The 25,092-nt window shown below is 70.2% G+C and carries 19 protein-coding genes; 9 read left to right on the top strand and 10 right to left on the bottom strand.

The features are described 5' to 3' along the window. Nucleotides 1-13: 13 nt before the first annotated feature. From BM396_RS06385 to BM396_RS06420, 8 genes are all read right to left on the bottom strand, one after another. Nucleotides 14-1,525, bottom strand: a complete 1,512-nt coding sequence (locus BM396_RS06385; RefSeq protein WP_043382244.1) for a lipopolysaccharide biosynthesis protein — start codon at nucleotides 1,523-1,525, stop codon at nucleotides 14-16. Continuing rightward, complete coding sequence (locus tag BM396_RS06390) at nucleotides 1,522-2,745, bottom strand: glycosyltransferase family 4 protein (protein ID WP_043382296.1); 1,224 nt, start codon at nucleotides 2,743-2,745, stop codon at nucleotides 1,522-1,524. The genes BM396_RS06385 and BM396_RS06390 overlap by 4 nt, the downstream gene beginning before the upstream one ends. Before the next feature lie 110 nt (nucleotides 2,746-2,855). Continuing rightward, entirely contained in the window at nucleotides 2,856-4,112 is a 1,257-nt protein-coding gene (locus tag BM396_RS06395) for a glycosyltransferase family 4 protein (protein WP_043382241.1), read from the bottom strand. After that, the gene (locus tag BM396_RS06400) at nucleotides 4,093-5,229 is read right to left on the bottom strand and encodes a glycosyltransferase family 4 protein (RefSeq protein ID WP_043382238.1); all 1,137 of its coding nucleotides are present in this window, start codon (nucleotides 5,227-5,229) and stop codon (nucleotides 4,093-4,095) included. Before BM396_RS06400 ends, BM396_RS06395 begins: the two co-directional genes overlap by 20 nt. A gap of 46 nt (nucleotides 5,230-5,275) precedes the next feature. Beyond that, nucleotides 5,276-6,502, bottom strand: coding sequence for a glycosyltransferase family 4 protein (locus tag BM396_RS06405; protein ID WP_081948652.1), 1,227 nt, complete (start codon nucleotides 6,500-6,502; stop codon nucleotides 5,276-5,278). Then, nucleotides 6,499-8,694 carry a GumC family protein gene (locus BM396_RS06410; RefSeq protein ID WP_043382236.1) on the bottom strand — a complete coding sequence of 732 codons (2,196 nt, stop codon included), beginning with the start codon at nucleotides 8,692-8,694 and terminating at the stop codon, nucleotides 6,499-6,501. Before BM396_RS06410 ends, BM396_RS06405 begins: the two co-directional genes overlap by 4 nt. 11 nt (nucleotides 8,695-8,705) lie before the next feature. Beyond that, nucleotides 8,706-9,875 (bottom strand): glycosyltransferase, encoded by a 1,170-nt coding sequence (locus BM396_RS06415; protein ID WP_043382233.1) that lies wholly within the window; start codon nucleotides 9,873-9,875, stop codon nucleotides 8,706-8,708. A gap of 311 nt (nucleotides 9,876-10,186) precedes the next feature. Then, nucleotides 10,187-11,275, bottom strand: coding sequence for an acyltransferase family protein (locus tag BM396_RS06420; protein WP_043382230.1), 1,089 nt, complete (start codon nucleotides 11,273-11,275; stop codon nucleotides 10,187-10,189). Between the two features lie 386 nt (nucleotides 11,276-11,661). On the opposite strand from BM396_RS06420, the gene BM396_RS06425 reads away from it, so the two are divergent. The 8 genes from BM396_RS06425 to BM396_RS06460 all read left to right on the top strand — a co-directional run bounded on the left by BM396_RS06425 (nucleotide 11,662) and on the right by BM396_RS06460 (nucleotide 21,434). Next, on the top strand, nucleotides 11,662-11,916 hold the full coding sequence (locus tag BM396_RS06425) for an acyl carrier protein (protein WP_043353394.1): 255 nt from the start codon (nucleotides 11,662-11,664) through the stop codon (nucleotides 11,914-11,916). After that, nucleotides 11,913-13,076 (top strand): acyl-CoA dehydrogenase family protein, encoded by a 1,164-nt coding sequence (locus BM396_RS06430; protein ID WP_043353391.1) that lies wholly within the window; start codon nucleotides 11,913-11,915, stop codon nucleotides 13,074-13,076. The genes BM396_RS06425 and BM396_RS06430 overlap by 4 nt, the downstream gene beginning before the upstream one ends. Beyond that, complete coding sequence (locus BM396_RS06435; protein WP_244538823.1) at nucleotides 13,076-14,032, top strand: amino acid--[acyl-carrier-protein] ligase; 957 nt, start codon at nucleotides 13,076-13,078, stop codon at nucleotides 14,030-14,032. The genes BM396_RS06430 and BM396_RS06435 overlap by 1 nt, the downstream gene beginning before the upstream one ends. A gap of 4 nt (nucleotides 14,033-14,036) precedes the next feature. Further along, nucleotides 14,037-15,008 carry a DUF1839 family protein gene (locus tag BM396_RS06440; RefSeq protein WP_043382227.1) on the top strand — a complete coding sequence of 324 codons (972 nt, stop codon included), beginning with the start codon at nucleotides 14,037-14,039 and terminating at the stop codon, nucleotides 15,006-15,008. Nucleotides 15,009-15,016: 8 nt separating this feature from the next. Next, on the top strand, nucleotides 15,017-17,452 hold the full coding sequence (locus BM396_RS06445) for a glycosyl hydrolase 2 galactose-binding domain-containing protein (RefSeq protein ID WP_043382224.1): 2,436 nt from the start codon (nucleotides 15,017-15,019) through the stop codon (nucleotides 17,450-17,452). Continuing rightward, complete coding sequence (locus BM396_RS06450; protein ID WP_043382221.1) at nucleotides 17,442-19,223, top strand: alpha/beta fold hydrolase; 1,782 nt, start codon at nucleotides 17,442-17,444, stop codon at nucleotides 19,221-19,223. Before BM396_RS06445 ends, BM396_RS06450 begins: the two co-directional genes overlap by 11 nt. Beyond that, complete coding sequence (locus BM396_RS06455; protein ID WP_043382218.1) at nucleotides 19,220-20,533, top strand: hypothetical protein; 1,314 nt, start codon at nucleotides 19,220-19,222, stop codon at nucleotides 20,531-20,533. The genes BM396_RS06450 and BM396_RS06455 overlap by 4 nt, the downstream gene beginning before the upstream one ends. A gap of 76 nt (nucleotides 20,534-20,609) precedes the next feature. After that, nucleotides 20,610-21,434, top strand: coding sequence for an alpha/beta hydrolase (locus tag BM396_RS06460; RefSeq protein WP_043382215.1), 825 nt, complete (start codon nucleotides 20,610-20,612; stop codon nucleotides 21,432-21,434). Nucleotides 21,435-21,556: 122 nt separating this feature from the next. Here the strand turns inward: BM396_RS06460 and cydB are convergent, their stop codons facing one another. After that, a complete protein-coding gene (gene cydB, locus BM396_RS06465; protein WP_043382212.1) occupies nucleotides 21,557-22,570 on the bottom strand; it encodes a cytochrome d ubiquinol oxidase subunit II in 1,014 nt (337 codons plus the stop codon). 5 nt (nucleotides 22,571-22,575) lie between these two features. After that, complete coding sequence (locus BM396_RS06470; protein WP_043382211.1) at nucleotides 22,576-24,018, bottom strand: cytochrome ubiquinol oxidase subunit I; 1,443 nt, start codon at nucleotides 24,016-24,018, stop codon at nucleotides 22,576-22,578. A gap of 192 nt (nucleotides 24,019-24,210) precedes the next feature. Between BM396_RS06470 and BM396_RS06475 the strand changes: the two genes are divergently transcribed. Beyond that, nucleotides 24,211-25,023, top strand: coding sequence for a universal stress protein (locus BM396_RS06475; protein WP_043382208.1), 813 nt, complete (start codon nucleotides 24,211-24,213; stop codon nucleotides 25,021-25,023). Nucleotides 25,024-25,092 lie beyond the last annotated feature (69 nt).

Here is a 25,092-nt window from a genome sequence, read left to right on the forward strand (position 1 = left end):
CGGAGGGTGCAGATCAGGCGGCGCGACGCAGGAAGAAGCCGAGCGCCGTGCGGAGCGTGTCCCGCATGAGGAACCAGGCGAGACCCAGATAGGCCACGATCCCGGTGCCGATTGCCGCGAAGAGGCCGACCCGATCCCCGAGGGCGGCGTCGAGCGGGCTCTGGACGAGCAGCACGAGCCCGGCCATCGCGCCGGCACAGAGCGTGATCGGCGTCAGGATCCGGACGAGGCGCCCATTCGTCACCGGGACGATGCGCCCGGCACTGGCGACGATCGCGGGCGAGAACAGGTAGGCCCGGACCACGTGCCCGGCGACGAGGGCGGCGAGGCCGAAGGGCGCGGTCACGACGGCCGCCACGGCGCCGAGGCCGAACTGCGCGCCCGCGAGCCGCAGGGCCATGCCGTTCCGCCCCAGCGCCGTGAAGATCATCCACAGCATCGAGGTGGCGACGAATTCGGGGGCCAGGAACGCCAGCATCCGGAGCACCGGCGCCGCGTCGTGCCACTGATCGCCGAACAGGAAGGGGATGAGGGTCGGGGCCACGGCCGCCATGCCGAAGAAGGCGGGCACCGCCAGGAAGGACGAGGCCTCGGTGAAGCCATAGAAGGCCGTCGCCAGCTCGCCCGGCCGATCCTGCAGGCGCGCGTAGGTGGTCAATCCGACCGTGGTCAGCGGGATGACCGCCACTTGGCTCACGAGGTCGATGCAGCGCCACGCGAGGCGCAGGTAGCCGACATCGGCCGCGGACAGGAAATAGGCGGCGATCACCTCCTGGCTCCGGATCGAGGCGACGAGCAGCAGGTAGGTGCAGAACAGCCGCGAGCCGAACGCGATCTGCTCGCGCACGGAGGCAAAGTGCAGCCGCAGCGGCGGAATCCAGCGGGCCGCGACCCAGGTGAGGAGCGTGGTCGCCGTCGCGGCGACGAGGCGCTGAACCACGAGGCTCCAGACACCGTAGCCGTCGAGGGCCAGCACGAGGGCGACGGCGCCACCGAAGATGTTGGCGCCCAGCGCCCGCAGGGCGAGCTTGCGGAAGCCGAAGCTTCGCTGGAGCCGCGCCTCGTGGATCGCGCCCGCGGCCGTGATGACGAAACAGGCGGACAGCGCGCACAGGACCGGTTGCAGCGCCGGAAGGTCGAAGATCCAGGCGATCGGCCCGGACAATGCGACCAGCCCCACGGCACAGAGGGCGCCGGTGGCGAGCATGACCCAGAAGGCGGTGGCGGCGAAGTCCTCGTCGAGGTCTGCCCGCTGGACGACCGCGTCGGGCAGGCCGCAGCGGGCGACGATCTGCAGGATGTCGATGAAGACGGCGGCGATCGCCACCATCCCGAACTCAGCGGGTCCGATCAGCCGGGCGAGCACGAGGAACACCCCGAAGCTCAGGACGACGTTGCCGACGGACGCGACCGCCACCCAGCGCGCGGCGTCGAACGAGCGGCGCGTCACCTCCGCGCCGGAGGCGAGCCCAGGCTCCTCTTCTGCAGCGGCGGCTTCCGAAAGCACCGGCGCGGCGGCGCTCACGGGCGGGTTGCCCGGCGCTCGGCGACGAGTTCGGCATAGAGGTCGAGATACTTCTCGGCGACGCGCTCGGACGTCGACTCGCGGATCACGTGCTGGAAGGCGCGCTCGTCCGGGAGGTCTTTGCGCCCCCGGGCGATCACGCTTCGTAGCCGCGCCGCGAGATCGGCATCGTCGCCCGGCGTGAACAGCCATTCGGCGTTGTCCTCACCGACCAGCTCGGGGATCCCGCCCGAGGCCGCGCCGATCACCGGAACGCCCATCGTATAGGCCTCGTAGATCGTCCGCGGCGAAGGCTCGGCCCAGAACGAGGGCACGATGAGCACGTCGATGGCGCTGAGGAAGTCGGCGGGCTTGGCCCATCCGACGAACTCGATGGGGAGGCCCTCGGCCTGCGCGGTGAAACGCGCGATGGAGTCGTCCATCGCCTGGCCGGCGACGAGGCAGCGCCAGTCGCCGGGGCCGATCCGGCGGAAGGCGTCGATCATCGTGCCGACCCCCTTCTCGGTGTTGATCCGACCGAGATAGCCGAAGGTCATCGGCCGGTCCGTCCGGTCGATCTGCCGCCGCGCCGCGGGATCCCCATCCGGGACCGTGCAGGAATAGAAGATCACCCGGCGCCGCTCGGGCGCGAGATGCGCGAACAGGCCGTGATCGACATGGGTCTTGAGGATCTCGGTGCCGACGGAGACGACCGCGTCCACAGACCGGTTGGTGATCTGCTTGGCGGCGTTCACGACCTTGCATCCCAGATGCCAGCGGTCGCACGGCTTGCCGTCCCGGAACATGGCGGCGTTGCCGCAGATCAGGTCGTACTCGCAGACCGTGTGGACGATCGGGATCCCGCGCTTGGCCGCCTCGCGCCAGACCAGGGTCGAGACGTCGAGCAGCGAGTGCGTGTTGACGATGTCGGGCCGGAAATCGTCGAGGACGCGGCCGAACTCGGCCGCGACGGCGAAATTCCATTGCTGCTTGAGCTTGGCCCAGGCGCGGCCGAACCGGGTCGCCTTGGGCCAGTCCTCCAGCCAGAAATCGTTGTGGTGCGCCATGCGGTAGACGGTGACGCCGCCGCGCACGCTCTTGGGCTCCGGCTCCCGGGCAATGCAGGCCGCTGCCACCGTGTGGCCGGCGGCGACCAGTTCCTCGGCGAGGTGCTCCACCGAGCGCTCGGCGCCGCCCACGATGTAGGGCGGATAGAGGGCACTGAGGTGCAGGATCCGCAAGGGGCCGGTCACCGCGCGTGCGGCGCCCTGATCGCTCGGCCGGTCCTGGCCCTGGGAGCGCGGCTCCTCGGTGAGGATCCGGACATAGGTCGAGGACAGGGTCGGGGTGATCATGGACGGCACTCGCTGAGGTGCGGGCGCTCTGCGCGCGCGGAAAGCTCGAGAGGCAGTTCGGGGCGGGCCGCGTCACGGGTCGCGGCGTAGAGGTCGAGATAGGCGGCGGCGACGACGACCGGGTCGGTGCCGGCGCCGATGCGGGCGGCGCGGGCGAGCCCCTCTGCGAGGCGGGCGGGCTCCGCGACGATCCGGGCCATCGCGGCGGCGAGTGCCGGGGCATCGCCCGGTGGCACCAGCCACGGCCCCGGTCCGACCTGCTCGCCGATGCCGCCGCTTGCGGTTCCGATCACCGGGACGCCGCGCCCGTAGGCTTCCGCCACCGTCCGGCCGAAGGGTTCGGGCCAGATCGGGGGGACGACGAGGCAGTCGATGCCATCCAGGAAGGCGTCGCGCTCCGCGTAGCCCAGGAAGGTCGCGGGCAGGCCCTCGGCCCGGGCGCGGTAGCGGTCGAGCCCGTCCACGGCGCGGCCGGCAACGGAGAGGCTCCAGCCTGCCCGCGGCAGGCTCCGGCAGGCTTCGAGGAGCGTGTCGAAGCCTTTGGCGGCCTCGATCCGACCCAGATAGCCGAACCGAACCGGCGCCCCCGGAACCCGCGGACGCCGTGCCGGCGGCAGGCCGGGCGGGATCGGATTCCAGATCACCCGGCGCAGCGCCGGCGGCACGTCGGTGAAGAACCCGGCATCGAGATGACGCTCGAGGATGTCTGAGCCCACGGCGGCCAGAGCCGTCACGGCGCGCTGACAGCGCCGGTGGATCCCACCGTAGAGGCGGCATTTGAGATGCTGACCGTCACAAGGCCGGCCGTCCCGCACCATCGCGCCGTTGGTGCAGAGACTGGTGAAGTCGTGGAGCGTGTGCACGATCGGCAGTCCGAGCTGCCGGAGCATCGGCCAGAGCGCCGGCGGCAGCTCGGAGATCGAGTGCGTGTTCACGAGATCGGGCCCGAAATCCCGGACCGCCGCCGCCATCCGGTCGAGGGTGGGTCGGTTCCACTGCGCGGCGAGCTTGTAGCGGAGGCGGTCGAGCCGCCCGCGTTCAGGCCAGTCGAGGATGTGGAAGGGCGTTCCGTGGCCGGTCCGATAGACGGTGACGCCGTCCTGACGGACCGGCTCGCCCTGCGCCCGTGCCGCGCAGACGACGGCAACGTCATGGCCGAGGCCCGCCTGGGTGCGGGCGAGTGTCTCGACCATCAGTTCGGCGCCCCCGACCTGCTCGGGCGGATAGAGCGAGCTAAGGTGCAGGATGCGCATGCGGCACCTCCCGAGCGGGGCGCGCCGGAGCGCCGTCCCGGAGCGCGTCGAGCAGCAGGCCCTCGTAGCGGCGGGCGGTTTCGGCCCAGTCGTAGCGACGGACATTGTCGCGGCCGCGCGCGATCAGCGTGGCCCGGAGCCCCGGCTCGTCGAGCAGGCGGCGCAGGCCCGTGGTCAGCGCCGCAGCGTCGGCGGGATCGAAGGTCAGGGCACCGGCTCCGGCGATCTCGGGCGTCGCGGAGCGGTCCGAGCAGAGAACCGGGCAGTCAAGGGCCTGCGCCTCCAGCACGGGCAGGCAGAACCCCTCGGCGAAGGACGGGACACACAGGCACAAGGCCGCGCGGTAGAGGCCCGCCAGCTGGTCGTCGTCGATCCGCGACAGGCGCGTCAGCGGCACCGGGGCGCCGCCGAGCGCGGCGGCGATCGCCTCGTCGGGATCCTCGCCCACGTGCACGATCCCGATCCCCGGCCGGCCGAGCCCGACCACGGCGCGGGCGAGGGTCGCGAAGTTCTTGTTGTACAGGGCGTTGCCGACCGCCAGCACGAAGGGCCCGGCCGGGAGTCCGGCCCGGGGCCCGTCGCGCGTGGGATTCAGCATCGCCGCGGAGGGCACGGTCTGAGCCCGTCCGCGAAGCCGGGGATAATGGTGCTCCAGATCGCGCCGGGTCGCCTCGGACACGGTGATCACCCGTGCGCTGTTGCCCAGCACCAGCCGGAAGATCGGATCGCTGGTCAGGGCCTCGCGGGAGCGGATGCGCTCGGGCAGCGTGCGGAAATAGAGATCGTGCACGACGCTCACCCGCGCGCGACCGCCGAAGGCCGCACCGTAGGGGTCGGCATTCAGCACCACGTCGATGTCCAGGGCCCGGCACAGCCGCGGGATCGCGAGGCTCTGGCGCAGGACGTCGAGCAGCATGATCCGCGGCCGCGGCACCGTCACGACCTCGACGCGGTCGCGGATCGCCGCCGGCAGCTGGTCGCGGCGCCAGGGAGAGCGGAGCACCACCGTGAAGGTGCCGCGCGCGATCAGGCCGGCGATCACCCGGAAGGCGACGAGAGCGACGCCCGACGGCCGACCGGCATGCTGGCTCGGCATGTTGACGAGGACGCGCGGCATTGCGGTTCTGACGGCTCCGGAGGAGAGGGGAGGGATTGCCGGCCCGTCAGGCGCGGCCGGCGACCTGGAGGATGATGTCGGCGAGCGCGCGCTGCATCCTGTCCGCTCCGAAGCGGGACAGCGCCCGTTCCCGGGCGAGACCGGTTCGCGGCGCGAAGGCGTCGGGGTTTTCGAGCAGTTCCGACAGGGCGGCCGCCAAACGGTCCGGTCGCCGTGGCGGCACCAGCGTTCCGGCCGCCCCGCCGTCGAGAATCTCCGCAGAGGCACCCGCATCCGTGGCGACCACCGGCACGCCAACGCGCATCGCCTCGACGAGGGTGCGGCCGAACGGTTCCGGATCGACCGAGGGGTGCACGACCACGTCGACCGCCTGCATCAGTCGGGGGACGTCGTCGCGCTGGCCGAGGAACGTGATCCGGTCCGACAGCCGGTACTTGGCCACAAGGTCCCTCAGATGCGCCGCGTAGGCATCCTCGCCGAAGAGCGGCGCCCCCACCACGATGCAGTGGAGGCCGGGCAGGCGCGCGAGCGCCTCGATCAGCACGTCCTGTCCCTTCCAGGGCGCGATGCGGCTGAACACGCCCACGAGCGGACCCGCCGGAAGGCCGAGTTCCGCGCGCAGCGCCGCGGCAGGCCGGGGGTCGCGGTCGAGGTCGAGGCCGTTCGGCACGATACGGATCAGGGATCGGCGTCCCCCGCCCTGAACGAAGGCCCGCGCTGCGGCTTCGGACGGCACGATCACCCGGGTCGCGCAGAGATTGGCGAGGCACACCTGGGCGATGCGCTGGGCCCGCCCGAAATGCGCGCTGTCGAGGATGTCGTGCAGGTGCCAGACCAGGGGGCGTCCGACGCAGCGCGCGGCGAAGGCGGACAGCAGGAAAGCCTTCTGCGAATTCGCGTAGACGACGTCGCAGGCGCGCGCCGCCCGCGCGATCTCCAGGGCCAGGGCGCCGAGCCGGCCCAGCACCGGCAGGGCGCTCAGGGGCGAGGCATCCCGCCGGAGAGCCGCCAGGGAGGTCCGACGCCGTGCAAGACGGATCTCCAGACCCTGCCCGCGCAGGGCGTCGGTGAGGGCGCCGTCCTCGAACAGGAAGGCGGTCGAACCCGCCCATGGCTGGACGGCGTCGCGGAGCACCAGCTCCGCTCCCGACATCGTGCCGGTGTGGCTGACGAACAGAACGCTGGGACGCGCGGCGATCCCGGACCGGGCGGCCAAAACCGGGTCGACGGAGCCACGCTCCGGAAGCGTCGCGGCGGGAAGGACGTCTGTCATCGGGCGCCCGCGGCCGTGCGTGGATCGGGCAGGGGCATGACATCGTAGGTCGGCTGAGTGCCCGGCCGGACCATCGTCATCGCGATTCCGAGCACGTGTCCGCCGGCGCGGCGCAGGTTCGCCACGGTCTCGACGGTGTCGGAGAGCTGCGAGCGGCCGTAGCGGGCGCAACAGAGCACGCCGTCGACGTGGCGGGCGAGCGTCGGCGCGTCCATCAGGAGGCTGGTGGGCGGCGTATCGAGAAGGACGAGGTCGTAGCGGCGGCTCCAGTCGAGAAAGCCCGCCATCCGGTCGCTCATCAGAAGCTCGGTTGAGTCGGCCGTCGGCGTCCCCGCCGGGATGACGTCGAAGCGTCCGGCCGGGACCACGGCCTCGGCCGGGTCGATCTCGCCGCGGAGCACGCCGCCGAGGCCCGGCCCGCGGCCGAGCCCGAGCGACGCCTCGAAATTCGGGCGCCGCAGGTCGCACTCGACGACGAGGACCCGTCGCCCGCCGGCGGCGCCGATCCCGGCCAGCGCGAAGGCCGTGAACGACTTGCCCTCGCGCGGCTTCGCCGAGGTCACCAGGATGACGCGGGACTTGCCGGAGCCTGCCAGGACGAGATGGGCGTGCAGGTTGCGCAGGACGTTCTGCATCACCGGATCGACCCGCGCCCGCGCCAGGGCCTCCGGGAGTTCGAGCGCCCGCTGACGCTCGGAGAAGCGTCCGACCAGCCCGGCTGGCTCCAGGCTGGGCAGCTGCGCGAAGACCGGGGCGCCGGTGCCGGCCATGAGCTGCGCGGAGCTGCGCACCCGTCGGTCGGTATAGTCGCGCAGCAGCGCGGCAGCGGCGGCGAGGACGCCCGCGAGCACGAAGCCGCCCGCCAGGAACGGCACGGCCTTCGGCGAGAACGGCTCCTGCGGCAGCTCGGCGAGGCTGACCAGCCGCGTGCTGCCGGTGAGGATGCGCCGCTCGGTCTCCAGCTCGCCCGCCCGCTTCACCAGATCGGCGTAGCGGGTGCGCTTGATCTCCGCGTTGCGGACCATGCCCTCGATCGAGGCCTCGTCGTCCATGGCGGCGGCGGCGTCGGTCTTGGCGGTTTCGAGCTGGGCGCGCAGCGACTTGGCGAGGGCGTTCGACGCCTCGTAGGACTTGCGCAAGCCCTTCGCCACGTTGCCGACCTCCTGCTCGATCCGCGTGCGCAGGCTCGCCTGCTCGGTCTCGAGCGCCCGGATGACCGGGTGGTTCGCCCCGAGCAGCGTGCTCTGGTTGGCGAGCTGCGCGCTGACGCCGCTGAGTTGCTGCTTCAGGGATACGACGGTCTGACTGGCCAGCACCGCCGGGGCACTGTCGGCGCCGCGAGCGCCCTTGTTCTCGATCTCGCTGAGACGCGCGGCGGCATCCGCCTTGGCCATCTCCGCAGCGGCAAGCTGCTGGCTGATGCTGGTCAGTCGCTCGGCGCTGATCGGGGCCGTCGAGCCCTTCAGCAGGCCCTTGCGACGGCGGAAGGTCTGGATTCGGGTCTCGTCCGCGCGGATCGATGCATCGAGCTGGCTGATCTCGGCATGCAGCCAGTCGGCGGCCGCCTTCCGGCTCGAGGCCTGCGTCTCGCGCTGATCCTCCAGGAAGGCGTTGATCAGGCCGTTGGCCATCGTCTGCGCCGTCTCGGGCAGTGGCGACTTGTAACCGATGGTGATAATGCGCGAGCGGCCCGAACTCAGGACCGTGTAGCGTTTCTGAAGATACTCCACGAGGGCGTTGCGATCCGTCGTGAGCTTCGTACAGGCCGCTTCCTTCTTGGCGCTGATCTCGTCGGGATGCCCGCGGGTCGCCGCAGAGCGGCACTCGGCCATGACGGCCGCGATCAGGCCGTCGTCGATCGCGAGACGCAGCAGCCGGGGCGAGCGGATCACCAGGATCTGGCTCTCGATATCGGCCGGATCGCCGATCTTCTGGATCCAGGCCATGGAGGCGTTGTTCGCCCCGGGCTCCGCTTCGGCGACGATCACCGAGCCGCTCGCCACGTATTGCGGCTGAATCATCAGCAGGGCGGTTACGGCGAGGCCGAGGATCCCGACGAACACCGCTGCGAACAGGTAGCGGCGATGCCAGATCCGGGAGAGGGCGGCGGCCAGCGGGCCGCCGCGCACCGGCTCCTGGGGGAGGGCGCGGACCGGCGCCCGGTCGGCCAGATCGACAGTCAGGAAGGACATGCGGCGCGTCCTCAGCCGACGGCTTCGAGCCGCGGCAGGATCCGCGGGCGCGTCTCGCAGGCGGCTTGATGGAGAGCCATCTGCTGACCGACGAAGCTCGCGAAGCGGCTTCGGAACAGCTCGGCCGAGAACATCTCGGCCTGCGCCCAGCGGGCCTCCCGGGTGAACAGGCTTTCCTGCTGCAGGAACCAGCCAACGCAATCGGCGATGGCCTGCGGCTCCGGCGTGTCGAAGAACATCCCGGTGCGCTGCGGGCCGCGGACCTGAACCGTCTCGCGGGCGCCGCCGCGGCCCAGCGCGAGGACCGGCGTGCCCTCCGACGTGGCCTCGACCACGATGATCCCGAAATCCTCCTCGGCCGCGAAGATGAAGGCCCGGGCCGTGGCCATGAGGCGCCGCAATTCCCCGTCGGAGACGAAGCCGGAGAACGACACGTTGGGCCCGGCGATCTCCCGCAGCCGTGCCGCATCCGGCCCGGTGCCCGCCACCACGAGTTCGAGATCGGGAAGCAGGGCGAAGGCGCGGATCACGGCCTCGACGTTCTTGTAGGGCACGAGCCGGCTGGCCACGAGGAAGTGGTTGCCGCGCGGCCCGTCGTAGCGCTGGCTCGGCAGATTGATGGGCGGGTGGATGACCTCGGCGGTGCGGCCGTAGACCTTGTGGATGCGCCGGGCGACGAAGGCGGAATTGGCCACGATCGCGTTGGGACCGGCCGCGGTGCGGAAGTCCCAGACCCGCATCCGGTGCAGGATGAGCCGGGCGAGCAGGCTCTTCATCCCGGCGTCGCAGCCGCTCTCCCTCAGGTAGGTATGCTGCATGTCCCAGGCGTAGCGCATGGGCGAGTGAATGTAGGAGACGTGCAGCTGGTCGGGTCCGGTCAGGACGCCCTTGGCCACCGCGTAGCTGCTGGAGATGACGAGATCATAGGCCGAGAGGTCGAACTGTTCGATCGCGAGCGGCATCAGGGGCAGGTAGTTGCGGTGCCGCGTCCGCGCGAAGGGCATACGCTGGATGAAACTTGTCCGCGCCTGCGTGTAGCCCAGCCGCTCCCGATCCTCTTCGGACAGGAAATCGAAGAGCGCGAAGACATCCGCGTCGGGATAGATCCGCAGCAGCTGCTCGAGGACACGCTCGGCGCCACCGACGATATACAACCAGTCGTGAACAATCGCGACACGCATCACAGCTTCCTCGTCGGCACGCCAGACGCGGGACCAATCAATACTGTCCTGCCGCCCCCGCCTGTGACAGCGAGCAAAGGCGCACTGGAAAGAGTAATGGAGACATCGGCCCTAAAAAAGGGGTCACCGCCTCGACAACAGTTGGAAATAGGCCCTGTTCAGATGTCTAATACCGAGTGTAAACTTAATTTTTATGAATTAGTAACGTTAATGATCGGCATTCTCTGCACGGTCAGCGCGTGGTTTCGGTCTATGCACTGGCAGCGCAAGCCGGTCGCGGCCTGCACCGCGGAGATCCTGCGTGGCGCAGGCTACGAGGCGATCGGCGTCGGCTGAGAGGCAGGACGCGTCCGTCGATGGAGCCGGTGTCGCAGGCCGGCGATCAGAGGGGTCTCGACATATCGGAACAGCACCTCTCCCGCGGCCACAGAGGCCGGAAACGCGATGGCGAAGATGAGAGCGGCACGCGCGTATCCGGGGGCGACGAGGAGCGCTGCGAGCTTGGCGGCGCTGTGAAGCAGCAGGTTGTGGACCAGGTAGAAGGAGTAGCTGGCATTGCCTTGCGAGAGCAGCCAGCGCGATTTCAGCGCGACGCCGCCCTGCTCCAGGAGCAGCATCGCGCCGACGACGAGGACGGCCGCGGAGCCCCAGACCAGTGGCCGGGCGAATCCAGACAATTCGGGGCTGGCGTCGAGCAGCGTGGTGGCGATCTGGCCGCCGAGGACGAGCAGCGCCGCCGCGGACAGGGCGGCACAGGCCAAGCGCCTGACCGGGAATCCCGCGGGCGGGATGCCGAGGCGCAGATAGGCGTAGCCCAGGCCGATGCCGGCGGCGAACTCGATGATGATCGGCTTCGTGTAGTAGGCCCAGTACAGGCCCGGGACGGGCAGAAGTCCGAGCAGGATCAACGCGAGGAAGATTGCGGCCGCGCCCAGCGCCCGGACGGCGGGCTTCGGCACCAGCAGCAGGCCCGCGAAGATCACGTAAAAAAACATTTCGTAGTTGAGCGTCCAGCCGACGGAATTCAGAGGCTCGATGAAGCCTCCGCGGGAAAACGGCAGGAACAGCAACGACTGGATGAGGTAGTCCGGCCGGACCTCCATGATCCCGATGGGCTTCAGGCCGGTCAGCGCGATGAGCGCCAGGCCGATCGTGACGAGCCAGTAGACCGGGACGACGCGCGACGCCCGGCGGAGCAGGAACCCACCGGGGCTCTCATGGCGGCCGCTGGTGCTCACGAACATGATGAGCCCGGACAGGACGAAGAAGACGTCCACGCCGAAGGCGCCGAAGGCCAGGAGATCCGGTCGCGGCAAAACCGGTCCGATATACAGGCCGTAATGCGTGAGGAAGACAAGGTATGACGCGACGGCACGCAGAATTTGAAGATTGTCGATCATCGCGCGCCGGCTGATGCCTGGGGCTACGCCCGGGACAGGCGAAGCCGCAACCTTATGGCCACGATGGCCCCGCCACGTCACGACAAGTCCCGAATCGTCCTAAATGGCTCCTCATCCCGAATTGACGTCATGCCGCGCATCTACGCGCGTAAGTTGCTGAATCCGCGAATTGGCGGGAGAGTCGGTCGCGAAATAAAGAGCTGGAAAGTGATCGTAAAGGTAGCGGCGGCCAATATAGCGCTCGGGCCGCGTGAGCTGCCTGGATACGCCGCGCGCATCCCCGTATCGCAACACGCGCACGGCTATTTACTATTAATAAATAGATAATTTGACGGCGGGCCGATCCGTTCAATAGCGTCGTTATGACTGGAATAGGGAGTTCCGCCTTGAACATCGCTCAGGATATCCGTGAGATCCTAGGATCGAACGAAGCCTTCGCCGGCAAGGCCGACCAGCTCTCCGAGGATGACAGCCTGTTCGATCGCGGGCTGGATTCGTTCGGCTCGGTGCAGCTGATGTTGGCGCTGGAGGAGCGCTTCAACATCGAGTTCCCCGATGAACTCCTGAACCGCAAGTCGTTCTCGTCCATCCGCGCGATTCGCGAGGCCGTCTCCACGCTGATCCAGCAGGAAGCCGCATGAGCACGTTTGCCGCGCGCGCCGAGCGGGTGGCGGCGGTGGCGGCGCGTCACGCCGACGCCGTCGATCGCGAAGGCCGCTTCCCCGAAGAGGCGGTGGCGGCGCTGAAGGCCGAGCGCCTCCTCGGTCTTCAGATCCCGGGGCAGTTCGGCGGCGAGGGGGCTGGGCTCGTCCAGATCGCCGAGCTGTGCAGTACGCTCGGGCAGGCTTGCAGCGCGGCCGCGATGGTGTTCGCGATGCACCACATCAAGGTGTCGAGCCTCGTGACCCACGGGCTCGACAGCCCGTGGCACGGCCGCCTGATGGAGCGGATCGCCCGCGAGCAATTGCTGGTCGCCTCCTCGACCACCGAAGCCGGCATCGGCGGCGACCTGCGCAACAGCCTCTGCGCCGTGGAGACCACCGGTGAGGTCTTCGCCCTCGGCAAGGACGCGTCGGTGATCTCCTACGGCGCCCGGGCCGACCTGATCCTCGCCACGGCCCGGCGCCATCCGGACGCGGCGACGTCCGATCAGGTCCTCGTCGCGCTGATGGCCGATCAGATCTCCCTGGTGCGCACGGGGGATTGGGACACCCTCGGGATGCGCGGGACGTGCAGCGACGGCTTCCGCCTGGAGGCCCGGAACGTCCCGGTCGAGCAGATCCTGCCGAAGCCGTTCGCGGAGATCGCCGCCCAGTCGATGCTGGCCTCGTCGCACTTGCTGTGGAGCAGCGTGTGGTACGGGATCGCGACCTACGCGGTGGACCGCGCCCGCGCCTTCGTGCAGGCCGAGGCCCGACGGCGGCCCGGGCAGGTCCCGCCCACGGCCCTGCGGCTGGCCGAGGTCTCCAACGCGCACCAGGCTATGCGCGGCACCATCGTGTCGGCCCTGCGCCGCTTCGAGGATGCGCACGGGGACGCCGACACGATCGGCTCCGTCGGCTTCTGCGTGATGCTGAACAACCTTAAGGTCACCGTCTCCGACATGGCGGTCGAGATCGTGCGGGGTGCGCTCGCGATCGTCGGTCTCGCCGGATACAGGAACGACACGCCCTTCAGCCTGGGACGGCCGCTGCGCGACGTCCTCTCCGCACCGCTGATGATCGGCAACGATCGCATCCTCGCCAACACCGCCAAGCTCCTGCTCGTGCAGAAGGGCAGCGGCCAGCTCATGAGTGCGTGATGGAATCGATCTCCTCTCCCGCCGGCGACGTCCTCCCCGAGGACGAGCCGGCCGGCGGTCCGACGTTCCTCGACCGCCTGTTTGACCACGGGCTGCTGGTCCGGACCGGCGTCGACGGCCTCTACGGCCGCAGCGGCGGCTTCGAGAGCGTCGTCGACGCCCTCGACCGGATGATCACGCGTCTCGGCGCCGCCGAGGGGGCCGAGGTGCTGCGCTTCCCGCCCGCGATGAGCCGGTCGGCCTTCGAGCGCAGCGGGTACCTCAAGGGGTTCCCGAACCTCGCCGGCACCGTCCACAGCTTCTGCGGCGACGCCCGCGGCCATGCCGAGATCCTCGCCTGTCTGGAGGCCGGGACCGACTGGACCGGCCAGCAGGAGGCCACCGACGTCGTCCTGACGCCCGCGGCCTGCTACCCGGTCTATCCGGTGGCTGCCGCCCGGGGGGCGCTGCCCGCCGCGGGCCGCCTCTTCGACCTGCAATCCTATTGCTTCCGGCGCGAGCCCTCGCTGGAGCCGACCCGGATGCAGCTCTTCCGCATGCGCGAATACGTGCGCATGGGCAGTCCCGAGCAGGTTCTGGCCTTCCGCGAGTCGTGGCTTCAACGCGGCACGGCGATGATGCGCGACCTCGGTCTTCCGCTCGCCATCGACGCGGCCAACGATCCGTTTTTCGGACGCGCCGGCCGGATGCTCGCCAACAACCAGCGGGCGCAGGGCCTCAAGTTCGAACTGAATGTCCCGGTCAACAGCGTCGAGAATCCGACCGCCTGTCTCAGCTTCAACTATCACCAGGACCATTTCGGCAGCACCTGGGACCTGCAACAGGCGGATGGCGCGGTCGCCCATACGGCCTGCGTCGGCTTCGGCCTGGAGCGGATCACCCTGGCGCTGCTGCGCCACCACGGACTCGATCTCGCCGCCTGGCCTGAGGCCGTCCGCGCCGAGCTGTGGGGTTGAGGCGGTGACCGCCGCTCTGCGCCGGCCGGAGGGTCTCGGAGCCGCGGGACCCTACGCCCCGCACCCGCTCCACGGGTCCGGCCGCGATTGGCCGGAGACGAATTGCTACGTCGACCTCTGGATCGAGCTCCTGCACGGACGCGGCCTCGTGCCCGAGGCGATGCTGGGCTTCACCCTGCGGCAGGATTTCGAGGGCGACCAGTTCACCTTCTTCAAGCCGCCGCCCGGCGACATCGAGCGGCTCTACGGGCTGGAGGTGCTGGAACTCGCGGTCTACGGAGGCCTCGAGGCCCATGCCGTGCGTCAGGCGGAGGCCGGCCGCCCGGTGCTGGTCGAAGTCGACGCGATCTATCTGCCCGATACCCAGGGGACGACCTACAGCCGGGACCACGCCAAGACCACGATCGGTATCCTGGCCCTCGACCCGGTGACCCAGGAACTCGATTATCTCCACAATGCCGGGCGCTTCCGGCTGTCGGGGGCGGATTATGCCGGGATCTTTGCGCCGGCGCTGCTGCCGCCCTACGCCGAGTTCGTGAAGTCGGTCGCCTCGCCCCTGAGTTCCGCGGACCTGCCGGGGGCCGCCCGCGCGCTGCTCGTCCGGCATCGCGCCCGGGCGCCCCGCCGCAATCCTGTCCTGGCGTTCCGCGACGCATTGGCGGCGACGGCCGGGGATCTGGTGTGCCGGCCGCTCAGCGTGTTCCACGCCTACGCCTTCAATACGACGCGCCAGCTCGGCGCCAATTTCGAGATGCTCGCCAGTCATCTCTCGTGGCTCGAGGCGCGGGATGCCGGTGGGTTCGCGCCAGCGGCCGCGGCCGCCGCGGATGTGAGCCGCGAGGCGAAGGCCTTCCAGTTCCAGCTTGCCCGCGCCTTCCACCGCCGCTCGGCCGAGGGACTGGCACTGCGTCTCGACCGCCTCGCGGCGACCTACGACCGCCTCTTCGCCGACCTCGACCGCGCGCTGGACCGCTGAGAGCCGCGATGGCCCGCATCCGCTGCGTCGACGAGCGTGCGCCGGAGGTCCAGTTCGGGCCCTGGATGCTCGGCGTCACGCCGCCGGGCGCCTGTGCGGGCCCCGCTGACCTCGACGCCGTGACCGGCTGGATCCCCGCCACCGTTCCGGGCACCGCCGCCGCCGCCCTGCGGGCCGCCGGGCGCTGGAGCGAGGCCGCGCCGGAGCCGATCCACGATCGCGATGTCTGGTACCGGTCGCGCATCGCCGGGGCGGGCCCGGCCCGTCTTCGATTCGAAGGGCTCGCCACCCTGGCCGAGGTCTGGCTCGACTTCGCGCCGATCCTCTGCACCCGCTCCATGTTCGAGGCGCACACCGTCGATGTCGAACTCGGCGGCGTCTCCGAGCTGGCGCTCTGCTTCCGTGCGCTCCGGGAGGAACTCGACCGACCGGCCAAGCGCGGGCGCTGGCGGCCTCGGATGATCACACCCGGATCGCTGCGCCATCTGCGAACCAGCGTCCTCGGCTTCATGCCGGGCTGGTGCCCGGAGATCGACCACGTCGGCCCCTTCCGACCGCTGACTGTCGGGCCGGTCCGACCCCGCATGGCGGCCGCGGATGTGCGTTCGACCCTCGAAGGCGACATCGGCCACCTGGCCGTGCGCCTGCGAATCGACGGGCGGACCGACTCGGTCATCCTCGCGTGCGGCGGGGGTGAGGCTTCTCTGACCGAGGTCGAGCCGGGCCTGTTCGCAGGCGCGCTGGCGCTTCCCGGCATCGCGCCCTGGTGGCCGCACACGCACGGCGTGCCGAACCTCTACCCGGTCGAGGTGCGCGTCGACGGCGCACGCTTCGACCTCGGCCGCGTCGGCTTCCGAAGCCTGACGCTCACCCGTCCGTTCGAGGACGGCCTGTCGCTGGCAGTGAACGGCGTGCCGGTCTTCTGCCGGGGCGCCGTCTGGACGCCGCCGGATCTCGTCGGGCTGGGCTCCGACGGGACCCGAACGCTGCTCATGCGCGCCCGTGAGGCCGGCATGAATATGCTGCGCGTCCCGGGCACGACGCTCTATCCGGATTCCGACTTCTACAATCTGTGCGACGAATTCGGCATTCTGGTCTGGCAGGACCTGATGCTCGCCAATTTCGACTATCCGCACGCGGACCCGGCTTTCGCGTCCCAACTCGACCGCGAGCTGACGGGGTTTCTCGAGCGGACGCAGACCGCGCCGTCGCTCTGCGTGCTGTGCGGGGGCAGCGAAGTCTGGCAGCAGGCGGCGATGCTCGGCGCGCCCCGGGCCGTCTGGGCCGACACCTTCTGCGCGACGACTTTGCCGGCGCGCGCGGCGGATCTGCGATCCGATCTCATCGTCGTGCCGAACTCGCCCTCCGGCGGCGACTTGCCCTTCTCGCCGCGCGGGGGCTGCACGCACTATTTCGGCGTCGGCGCCTATCGACGGCCCTTGGAGGATGCCCGCCGGGCAGAACCTGGCTTCGCCAGCGAATGCCTCGCCTTCGCCAATCCGCCCGAACCCGGCACGCCGGGACCGACCGGACCGGCCGATCCGCTCTGGCCGGCCGGCATCCCCCGGGACCGGGGGGCCGACTGGGACTTCGAGACGGTGCGCGACCATTATGTCGCCCTGCTCTACGGCGTCGATCCGGCGGCGCTGCGCGCCGAAGATCCGGACCGCTACCTCGAACTCGGCCGTGCTGCGGTGGCCGAGGTGATGGAGGCGACCTTCGCGGAGTGGCGCTGTCCGCGCTCGCCGACAGCCGGCGGCCTCGTCCTGATGCTGCGCGACCTCGGACCCGGCGCCGGCTGGGGCGTCATCGACTGGACGCAGAGGCCGAAATCGGCCTGGTATGCGCTGAAGCGCGCCTTCCGTCCGGTCCAGGTCCTTCTCACCGACGAGGGCCTCGACGGCCTTCACGTTCACGTCCTCAACGAGACGGCAGCGGCCCAGGACCTGACGCTGACGCTGACCCTGTGCGATGTCGGGGGGCGGGTCGCAGCGCGGGCCGAGCGGGTCCTTACGGCCGGCCCGCGGGCGGCCCTCACGCTTTCTTCCGCCGCCGTGCTCGGCCGATTCTTCGACTCCACGGACAGCTACCGGTTCGGGCCACGGATCCACGATCTCGCGCATGCCCGGCTGAGCGATGCCGACGGCCGCGTGATCGCCGAGAGCTTCCACTTCCCCGGCCTGCGGCCGGTCCTCCGCGAGGCTGTCGGCCTGCGGGCCGAACCGGTCGCGACCGGGGACGGTCCGGGTCTGCGGATCAGCACCGCGCGCTTCGCCTGCAGCGTCCAAGTGCAAGCCTCCGGAGTGTGGCCGGTCGAGAGCGGATTCCATCTCGCGCCGGGATCGAGCCGGATCGTCGCCTTCGCGGACGCCGAATGGCTGCCGCGCGGGAGCGTGCGGGCGATCAACAGCAGCGAGATCGTGGAATTCGGTCATGACGCCTGAGGTCGAGTCCGACGCCGCGGTGCCGGTGACGTTCGATGGCCTGTTCGGGTGGCTTCATCCGGCCGCCGGACGGCGCGGCGTCGTCCTCTGCGGGACCTGCGGTTTCGAGCAGATGGCCGCGCACAGACCCTGGCGTTCGCTGGCCGAAGACCTCGCCGCGGCGGGCTGCCCGACCTTACGCTTCGACTACCCGGGGGAGGGCGACTCGGCCGATCCCGAAGCCGCACGGGTCCTGGCCTGCGTCGCGGCGATCCGGCGAGCCGTCCAGTTCCTGCGCACGACGGCGGGCGTGACGGAGATCGTCCTCATCGGTCTGCGCCTGGGCGCCACCTTCGCGGCCCTGGCGGCCCAGGACGAGGCCGTGGAAGGCCTCGTGCTGCTGGCACCGGTCACGACCGGGCGCGCCTATATGCGCGAGATGCGGCTGCGGGCGCAGACCATCGGGCGCCTGCCGGACGGGTCGGTCCCACCGCAGGAGGCCGACAGCCTCACCGTCGGTGGCTTCCGGATGGAATCGGTTGTCCTCAATGAGCTCGCCACCCTCAACCTCGAACGTCTCGAACGGGCGCCGGCGCGGCGCGCGCTGCTCCTGGCACCCGAGACCAGGACCCTGGCCGCCCGCCTCGAAACCCTCGGCTCCACGGTCGCGACAGGGCCGTTCCCGGGTCTCGCCGCACTCGTCGGCGACCCGATCTTCTCCGATGTCCCGGCGGCGGATTTCGCGCGCGTCATCGCCTTCGCGACCGCGGGCGCGGGAGACAGCGGCCTGACGCGCAGCGGAACGGCCGTCGGCGCCCTGGCTTCACCGCCTCTGACCGGGTCGGGCTGGGAGGAGGAGCCGGTGCGGTTCGCCCGGGGCCTGTTCGGCATCCGGTGCCGCCCGGACCGGGCCGACGCGAATGCACCCACGATCGTGTTCGTCTCCACCGGCATGAGCGTGCATTCCGGATGGGGACGCCAGACCACCGATCTCGCCCGGCGTCTCGCCGCCGACGGAATCGGCTCGTTTCGGTTCGATCAGCGGGGCATCGGCGACAGCGCCGATCGAGCGGACGGCCGCAAGCCGCTCTTCGCGGCGGACGGATTCGCCGATGTGATCTCGGCCGTCGACGAGATCGCCGGCACGGGCGGCCCGATCCTGCTCGTCGGCGGCTGCAGCGGCGCCTACGCGGCCTTGCACGCCCTCTGCCGGGACAGCCGGGTGGACGGGGCCCTCCTGCTCAACCTCTACTGTTTCGACTGGGATCCGGATGAGGACCTTGACCAGGTCATCCGGCAAACCTTCGGGAGCGCCTCCACCTACGCGGCCCTGCTCAAGCGGGGCGCGACGTGGCGCCGGCTGATCCGCGGCGAGATTCGGATCGGCGCGATCGCCGCGGTGCTGGCCCGGCGCGGGATCGATGCCGCGTTCCGCCAGATGCGCCGGGCCATACGCCCCGGCCCGCCCGGCGGATCACCCGCCCGGCGGATCGCGGCCCTTCGCCGCCGGGGTGCAGAGATCCGACTGCTCTACAGTGCCGGCGATCCCGGTCTTGCGGCGCTCCGCCGCCACCTGGGACGCTCGCCCGGGAAGGCGGACCGCCGCCTCGGCGCGCCCGTGACGGTCGTTCCGGGTGTGGACCACAATTTCGGATCCCGTGAGGCCCAGGCCCGGCTCGCCGAGGCTCTGCACGACCTTCTGCAGGCGGTGCAACGGTCGAAGGCGACGCGCTCCGGCACGGCGGTTTCCGCAAAGCCCGGCCGTGTCCTCACCCTGGCAGGCCGGACATGACACGGCTCACGCGCCGTTCGGCGCTCGCCCTGGCAGCGGGATCCCTCGCGACGGGCACCTTCGCGACAGGTACCTTGGCGGCAGGGCGTGCCACGGCGGCGGAGCCGCTGCATCGGTGCGAGGCGCTGATCGATTCCATCGGCGTGAACGTGCATCTCGGCCATCGCGGCAGCCCGTATGTCGAGCGCTTTGCGGCCTGCATTGAAGCCCTCGACGATCTCGGCGTCCGCCATCTGCGCGACGATATCGTGCTCACCGGCGACGAGCCGGCTGGACAATTCGAACGGATCGCGGATCTGGCCGGCCGGGGCTACCGCTTCAGCCTGATCTTCTATGACGGGCTCACGCCGGGGCCGCGGGTAGCGCCGGAGCGCTTCGCCGAGATCGCAGGCTGGGCTGGCGCGGGACTCGTCGTGGTGGAAGGCGGCAACGAGCCCCCGGTGGCGACGCGGCCCGGTTTGGCGGGGCAGTCGGCCGCGCACCAAGCCGCCCTGTTCCGCGCCGTGCGGGCGGATGCCCGGGCCGGAACCGTCCGGGTCGCCGGGCCGAGCTACATCCAGGACAACGTCGCAGCGGCGCAGAATCTTGCGGCCGTGATCGATTTCGCGAACATCCACGCCTATCCCGGCGCCGAGCCCCCGGAAACCGATGGCGCCGGCAGCCTCGCCCGCTTCATGGCGGCATCCCGTCCGGTCTTCGGCGATGCTCCGGTGTTGGCCACCGAGAATGGTTACCACACGGCGCTTGCCACCGGCAGCGCCCATCTGCCGATCTCGGCCGGTCTCCGGGCCCGGTACCTTCCGCGGATGCTGCTCTGGAGCTATCTGCAGGGGGTACGCCGCACCTACCTCTACGAGCTGATCGCCAGCTTCGATCGCGGCGACGCCGACCCCGAAAGCCATTTCGGCCTCCTCGCTCACGACGGCCGGCCGACCCCCGCCTTCCGGGCGGTTCGCAGCCTCGTCCGACTGTTCGGAGCGAATGCCGGCACCGTCGCCGCCGTTGCGGCCGATCGCGACGTCACATTGTCCGCTGCAGTGCCCGATCTCGTCTTCGCACGGTTCGCACGACAGGACGGGGCGACGCTCATTCCGATCTGGCTCGGCCTCGACGGCTGGGATCGGCGCAACCGGATCCCGCTTCCGGATGCGCCGGCGCGTCCCGCCGAGATCCGTCTGTCGCTCCGCCCGCGGCAAGTCAGGCTGCATCGCTTCGAAGACGACGGATCGGTGACCGTCGCGAACCTTCCGGCGGACAGGCGCGTGCCGGTCCAGGTCACCGACCGCCTCGGCGTGATCGAGCTGACGTAGACTACATCCTGCCGGGCCCGGGACCGGCCCGCAGACCGACACACGCCCCCCTCCGACGTTCGCGGAAATCGATCCCATGCTGAGCTATCTGGGCGATAAGATCGTCGGTCTGACCCTCGCAGTTCTGAATGTGCTTGCGCCCTTCGAGGTGCATGTGACCAAGGGGGTGGCCTACGCGGACGGGATCGAGCACCGCGCCGACATCTATCGGTCGGCCGCGCGGGGGGCGCGTCCGGTCGTTGTCTTCCTCTATGGCGGGGGATGGCGGAGCGGGTCCAAGGATGAGGTCGCGTATGTCGGCGCCGCCTTCGCGCGGCGGGGCTTCGTTGCCGTGATCCCGGACTACCGCCACGTTCCGGCTGTCGGACTGTCAGACATCCTGGCGGACAATGCCGCCGCGGTCGCCTGGACCATCGCCCACGCGGCCGAATATGGCGGCGACTCAAGGCGTGTCGTGGTCGTAGGCCATTCCTCCGGCGCGTGGGCCGCCGCCATGCTGGGTCTCGATCCAACATGGCTGGAGCAGGCCGGCTCAAGCCCGGCGAAGCTCGCCGGCATCGTCGGATTGGCGGGCCCCTATGCGAGCGCGGCGCTGATGGAGCCGTTGGATCGTGAGGTCTTCGTCGGCAGCGATCCCACTCTGCAGCCGATCAATCATGCTTCGGACAGGCATCCTGCGATGCTGCTGGCCGCGGGCGCGGCCGATCTCGACGTCAACCCGGCCGGGACCCTGGCGCTCGACGGAGCCATGCGGGCCTTCGCCGGCGATGAGACTATGAAGATCTATCCCGGCCTGGGCCATGGCCAGATCGTTCATGCCCTCAGCTTTCCGTTCAGTCTCCGGTTCCCGGTCGCCGACGACGTCGCGCGATTCATCAAAGGGGCCCATGCCGGGCCGTGATGCGCCCGAGCCGACGGAGCCGCCGAGGCCCCGATCGGCTTCGCTTGGCCAATGAGCGCGGGCCGGTCCGAGACGCGCCGGCCCATCCTCTCAGTGCCGTCGCGATGCGACCTGCGCCGGCCTCAGTGATAGCCCGGCGCTCCCGCCGCGACCTTGCCGCGGAACAGCCAGTAAACGTAGGCTGTATAGACCAGGATCATCGGCACGAGCACGACGGCACCGGCCAGCAGGAAAGCTTGGCTGCTGGGATGCGTCGCCGCATCCCAGATCGAGATGGCCGGCGGTACGATCATCGGCCACAGGCTGATCCCGAGCCCGATATACGACATCAGGAACAGACCCAGGGCGCACAGGAACGGCGTCACCTCGGCGCGTCGCTCGAGGGCGACGAAGAAGCGCCAGGCGAGGACGGCGACCAGGGCGGGAACCGGGGCAGCCAGCGCGATATTCGGCCAGGACAGCCACCGGGCCCGGAACGCGTCGCTCAGGATCGGCATGGCGGCCGAGACGATCGCAATGGCCGCCAGCGTGACGAAGCCGAGTTGGCGTGCCAGCCGATAGGCCCGGAGCTGGAGTTCACCCTCGGTCTTCCAGATGAGCCAGCAGGCGCCGAGCAGGCCGTACCCGCCCACTAGGGCGATGCCCGTCAGCACGGAGAACGGGGTCAGCCAGTCCCACCAGCCACCCGCATAGGCGCGGCCCTCGACCCGGATGCCCTGGACCAGGGCACCGAGGCAGATGCCCTGGCAGAAGGTCGCCACGTAACTGCCCCACGAGAAGGACCGATCCCAGGCGCGCTGGCTTCGGAGAGTGGCGGCCCGGAACCGCATCTCGAAGGCGACACCGCGGAAGACCAAGGCCAGGAGCATCAGGATCAGCGGCATGTAGAGCGCCGGCAGGATCGTGGCGTAGGCGAGGGGGAACACTGCAAACAGGCCGCCGCCGCCGAGGATCAGCCAGGTCTCGTTGCCGTCCCAGACCGGGGCGACGGTGTTGACCATAAGATCCCGATCCGCCTTGCCGCGAACTGCGGGGAACAGGATGCCGACCCCGAGGTCGAAGCCGTCCATCACCACGTAGAGGAACACGGCCGTGGCGATGAGCAACGCCCAGATGAGGGTGAGATCGAGGGACATCGGGCCTACTCCGCGGGCTGGGCGAGGGGACGGCCGGCGCCGGGCGTGCCGGAGACCAGGGCGGGCGCGGGCGTGATGCCGGCGGTGCGGATCGGCTGCCCCGGGGGCGGCCCGGGCTCATGGACGTGCGGCGTCTGGTTGAACAGGTGCAGGAGGTACCAGATGCCGGCGCCGAAGACGGCGAGGTAGACCGCCGCGAAGGCCGCCAGGGAGGCCGCGACCGCCGGGGCCGCCACCGGGGAGACGCTGTCGACGGTGCGCAGCGCGCCGTAGACGGTGAAGGGTTGACGGCCCGCCTCCGTGACCGTCCAGCCGGCCGTGACGGCGATCAATCCGGACGGCCCCATGGCGACGGCGAAGCGGTGAAGCCACGGCGTGTCGTACAGCCGCCCCTGACGGCGCAGCCAGAGCGCGGCTAGACCCAGGGCGATCATCAGAAGGCCGAGCGCAACCATGATCCGGAACGACCAGAACACCAGGGGTAGGTTGGTCGGCCACTGATCGCGCGGGATGTCCCTGAGACCGCGAACCTCGCCGTCGAGGTCGTGGGTCAGATAGAGGCTGGCTAGACCGGGGATGCCGATCCGATTCTGCACCACGCCCGCATTCGCGTCGGGCCAGCCGAACAGGATCGCGGGGGCGCGGCGCTCGGTCTCGAAATGTCCCTCCATGGCGGCGACCTTGGCGGGCTGGTGCGCGTAGGAATTGCCGCCGTGCAGGTCGCCGATCACCAGCTGGGCCGGAGCCACCACGGCGGCCATCCACATGGCCATGGAGAACATCAGCCGCGCCTGGCGATTGCTCCGGTCGCGCAGCAGATGCCACGCACCCACCGCCCCGACGATCATCGCGGTGGTGAGATAGGCGCCCGTGACCGTGTGGGCGAAGCGGTAGGGGAAGGACGGGTTGAAGATGATCGCCAGCCAGTCGGCCGGTTCGAAGCGCCCGTCCGGCCCGATGGCGTGGCCGGTGGGCGTCTGCATCCAGGAATTGGCCGATAGGATCCAGAATGCGGAGGTCAGCGTGCCGAAGGCGACGAGGCAGGTCGCCAGGAAGTGCAGCCCCTTGCCGACCCGCTCCAGGCCGAACAGCATGACGCCGAGGAAGCCCGCCTCCAGGAAGAAGGCCGTCAGAACCTCGTAGCCGAGCAGGGGGCCGAGCACCGGCGCCGTCCGGTCGGCGAAGACCGACCAGTTGGTGCCGAACTGGTAGCTCATGACCAGTCCGGAGACGACGCCCATCGCGAAGGCGACCGCGAAGACGCGGAGCCAGTACCGATAGGTATCCAGATAGACGGCCTCGCCGGTCCTGAGCCAGAACCCTTCGAGGACCGCGAGATAGCTCGCAAGTCCGATGGTGAAGGCCGGGAACAGGAAGTGCCAGACGACGGTGAGCGCGAATTGGGCTCGCGCGAGATCGACTGCGCTCGGCAGTTCGAGAGCGGACATCACGGTCTCCCAGGGGACGAACGGGCCGGATGTGCCGCAGCTTGAGCGCTGCCGCGTTGATTCAGCTCAAGGCCGGAGCGCGCGAATCCGACAAGCCGGTGCGGTGGCGATTGCGCTGGATCAAGGCTGCGGCCCCTCCCACCGACCATACGGCTCTGGTCGGGGCCGTGTGTCGGTCGCGCGGAGACCGCCATGTCCTATGCCAACATCCTCGTTTCCGTGGACTTCGCGGAATCGACGCCCGACCGCGTGCGGCTGGCGGCGGCCTTGGCGCGCCGCTTCGATGCGACGCTGACCGGCGCGGCCGCCGCCGAGGTGCCGGCCCCCCTGTTTGCCCATGACATCCGCGACGCGCAGGCCCAGCACGAGCGCCTCAAGGCCGAAGTCCTCGTGGACCTTGAGCAGGCGCAGGCGATCTTCGCGCGCTGCGCAGGCGCGGCACCGCGGACCGCTTGGTGTGGCGGCCTCGACCGGCCGTCCGCTCATCTCGTGGACAAGGGCCGTGCCGCCGACCTGATCGTCGTCGGCCGGGCCGGCGAGAGCGAGATCGACCCCGGGCCGTTCGGCGTGGCGATCGCGCCGGTTCTGATGGAGGCCGGACGGCCGGTCCTCGTCGTTCCCCCGCGCGTCAGAGGGGAGCCGGGCCGGCGCATCGTCGTGGCCTGGAAGGATTCGCCGGAGGCGCGACGGGCGGTAGCCGGGGCCCTGCCGTTCCTGCGCTCGGCGGATCGGGTCTTCGTCGCCACGGCGGGCGAAGGCGCCCGCCTGGAAGGCGCGGACGAGGTGGCCGCTCATCTCGCGCTCCACGGCGCGTCCGTCGCCACGCATCTGTTGTCTCCGACGGTCAGCGATGGCGACGAGATCCTGCGTTTTGCGCACGACCATCAGGCTGACCTGATCGTCATGGGCGCGTACGGCCACTCACGCCTGCGGGAATGGATCTTCGGCGGCGCGACACGCCACATCCTTCACGCGACCAATGTCTGCTGCCTGATGGCGCATTGACGGGCTGCGGCGATGCTTCGTCGTCGGGGATCGGTCATCCGCACGTCGCCAGACGAAGCCGGATCATCC

Origin of the sequence: Methylobacterium sp. UNCCL125 (assembly GCF_900116795.1) — a bacterium.
GTDB classification, from domain to species: domain Bacteria; phylum Pseudomonadota; class Alphaproteobacteria; order Rhizobiales; family Beijerinckiaceae; genus Methylobacterium; species Methylobacterium fujisawaense.

Coding starts and splice junctions, on each gene's coding strand:
- BM396_RS06395 (WP_043382241.1), bottom strand. CDS start 4,112: ATGCGCATCCTGCACCTTAGCTCGCTCTATCCGCCCGAGCAGGTCGGG.
- BM396_RS06400 (WP_043382238.1), bottom strand. CDS start 5,229: ATGCCGCGCGTCCTCGTCAACATGCCGAGCCAGCATGCCGGTCGGCCG.
- BM396_RS06405 (WP_081948652.1), bottom strand. CDS start 6,502: ATGACAGACGTCCTTCCCGCCGCGACGCTTCCGGAGCGTGGCTCCGTC.
- BM396_RS06410 (WP_043382236.1), bottom strand. CDS start 8,694: ATGTCCTTCCTGACTGTCGATCTGGCCGACCGGGCGCCGGTCCGCGCC.
- BM396_RS06415 (WP_043382233.1), bottom strand. CDS start 9,875: ATGCGTGTCGCGATTGTTCACGACTGGTTGTATATCGTCGGTGGCGCC.
- BM396_RS06420 (WP_043382230.1), bottom strand. CDS start 11,275: ATGATCGACAATCTTCAAATTCTGCGTGCCGTCGCGTCATACCTTGTC.
- BM396_RS06430 (WP_043353391.1), top strand. CDS start 11,913: ATGAGCACGTTTGCCGCGCGCGCCGAGCGGGTGGCGGCGGTGGCGGCG.
- BM396_RS06435 (WP_244538823.1), top strand. CDS start 13,076: ATGGAATCGATCTCCTCTCCCGCCGGCGACGTCCTCCCCGAGGACGAG.
- BM396_RS06445 (WP_043382224.1), top strand. CDS start 15,017: ATGGCCCGCATCCGCTGCGTCGACGAGCGTGCGCCGGAGGTCCAGTTC.
- BM396_RS06450 (WP_043382221.1), top strand. CDS start 17,442: ATGACGCCTGAGGTCGAGTCCGACGCCGCGGTGCCGGTGACGTTCGAT.
- BM396_RS06455 (WP_043382218.1), top strand. CDS start 19,220: ATGACACGGCTCACGCGCCGTTCGGCGCTCGCCCTGGCAGCGGGATCC.
- BM396_RS06460 (WP_043382215.1), top strand. CDS start 20,610: ATGCTGAGCTATCTGGGCGATAAGATCGTCGGTCTGACCCTCGCAGTT.
- cydB (WP_043382212.1), bottom strand. CDS start 22,570: ATGTCCCTCGATCTCACCCTCATCTGGGCGTTGCTCATCGCCACGGCC.
- BM396_RS06470 (WP_043382211.1), bottom strand. CDS start 24,018: ATGTCCGCTCTCGAACTGCCGAGCGCAGTCGATCTCGCGCGAGCCCAA.
- BM396_RS06475 (WP_043382208.1), top strand. CDS start 24,211: ATGTCCTATGCCAACATCCTCGTTTCCGTGGACTTCGCGGAATCGACG.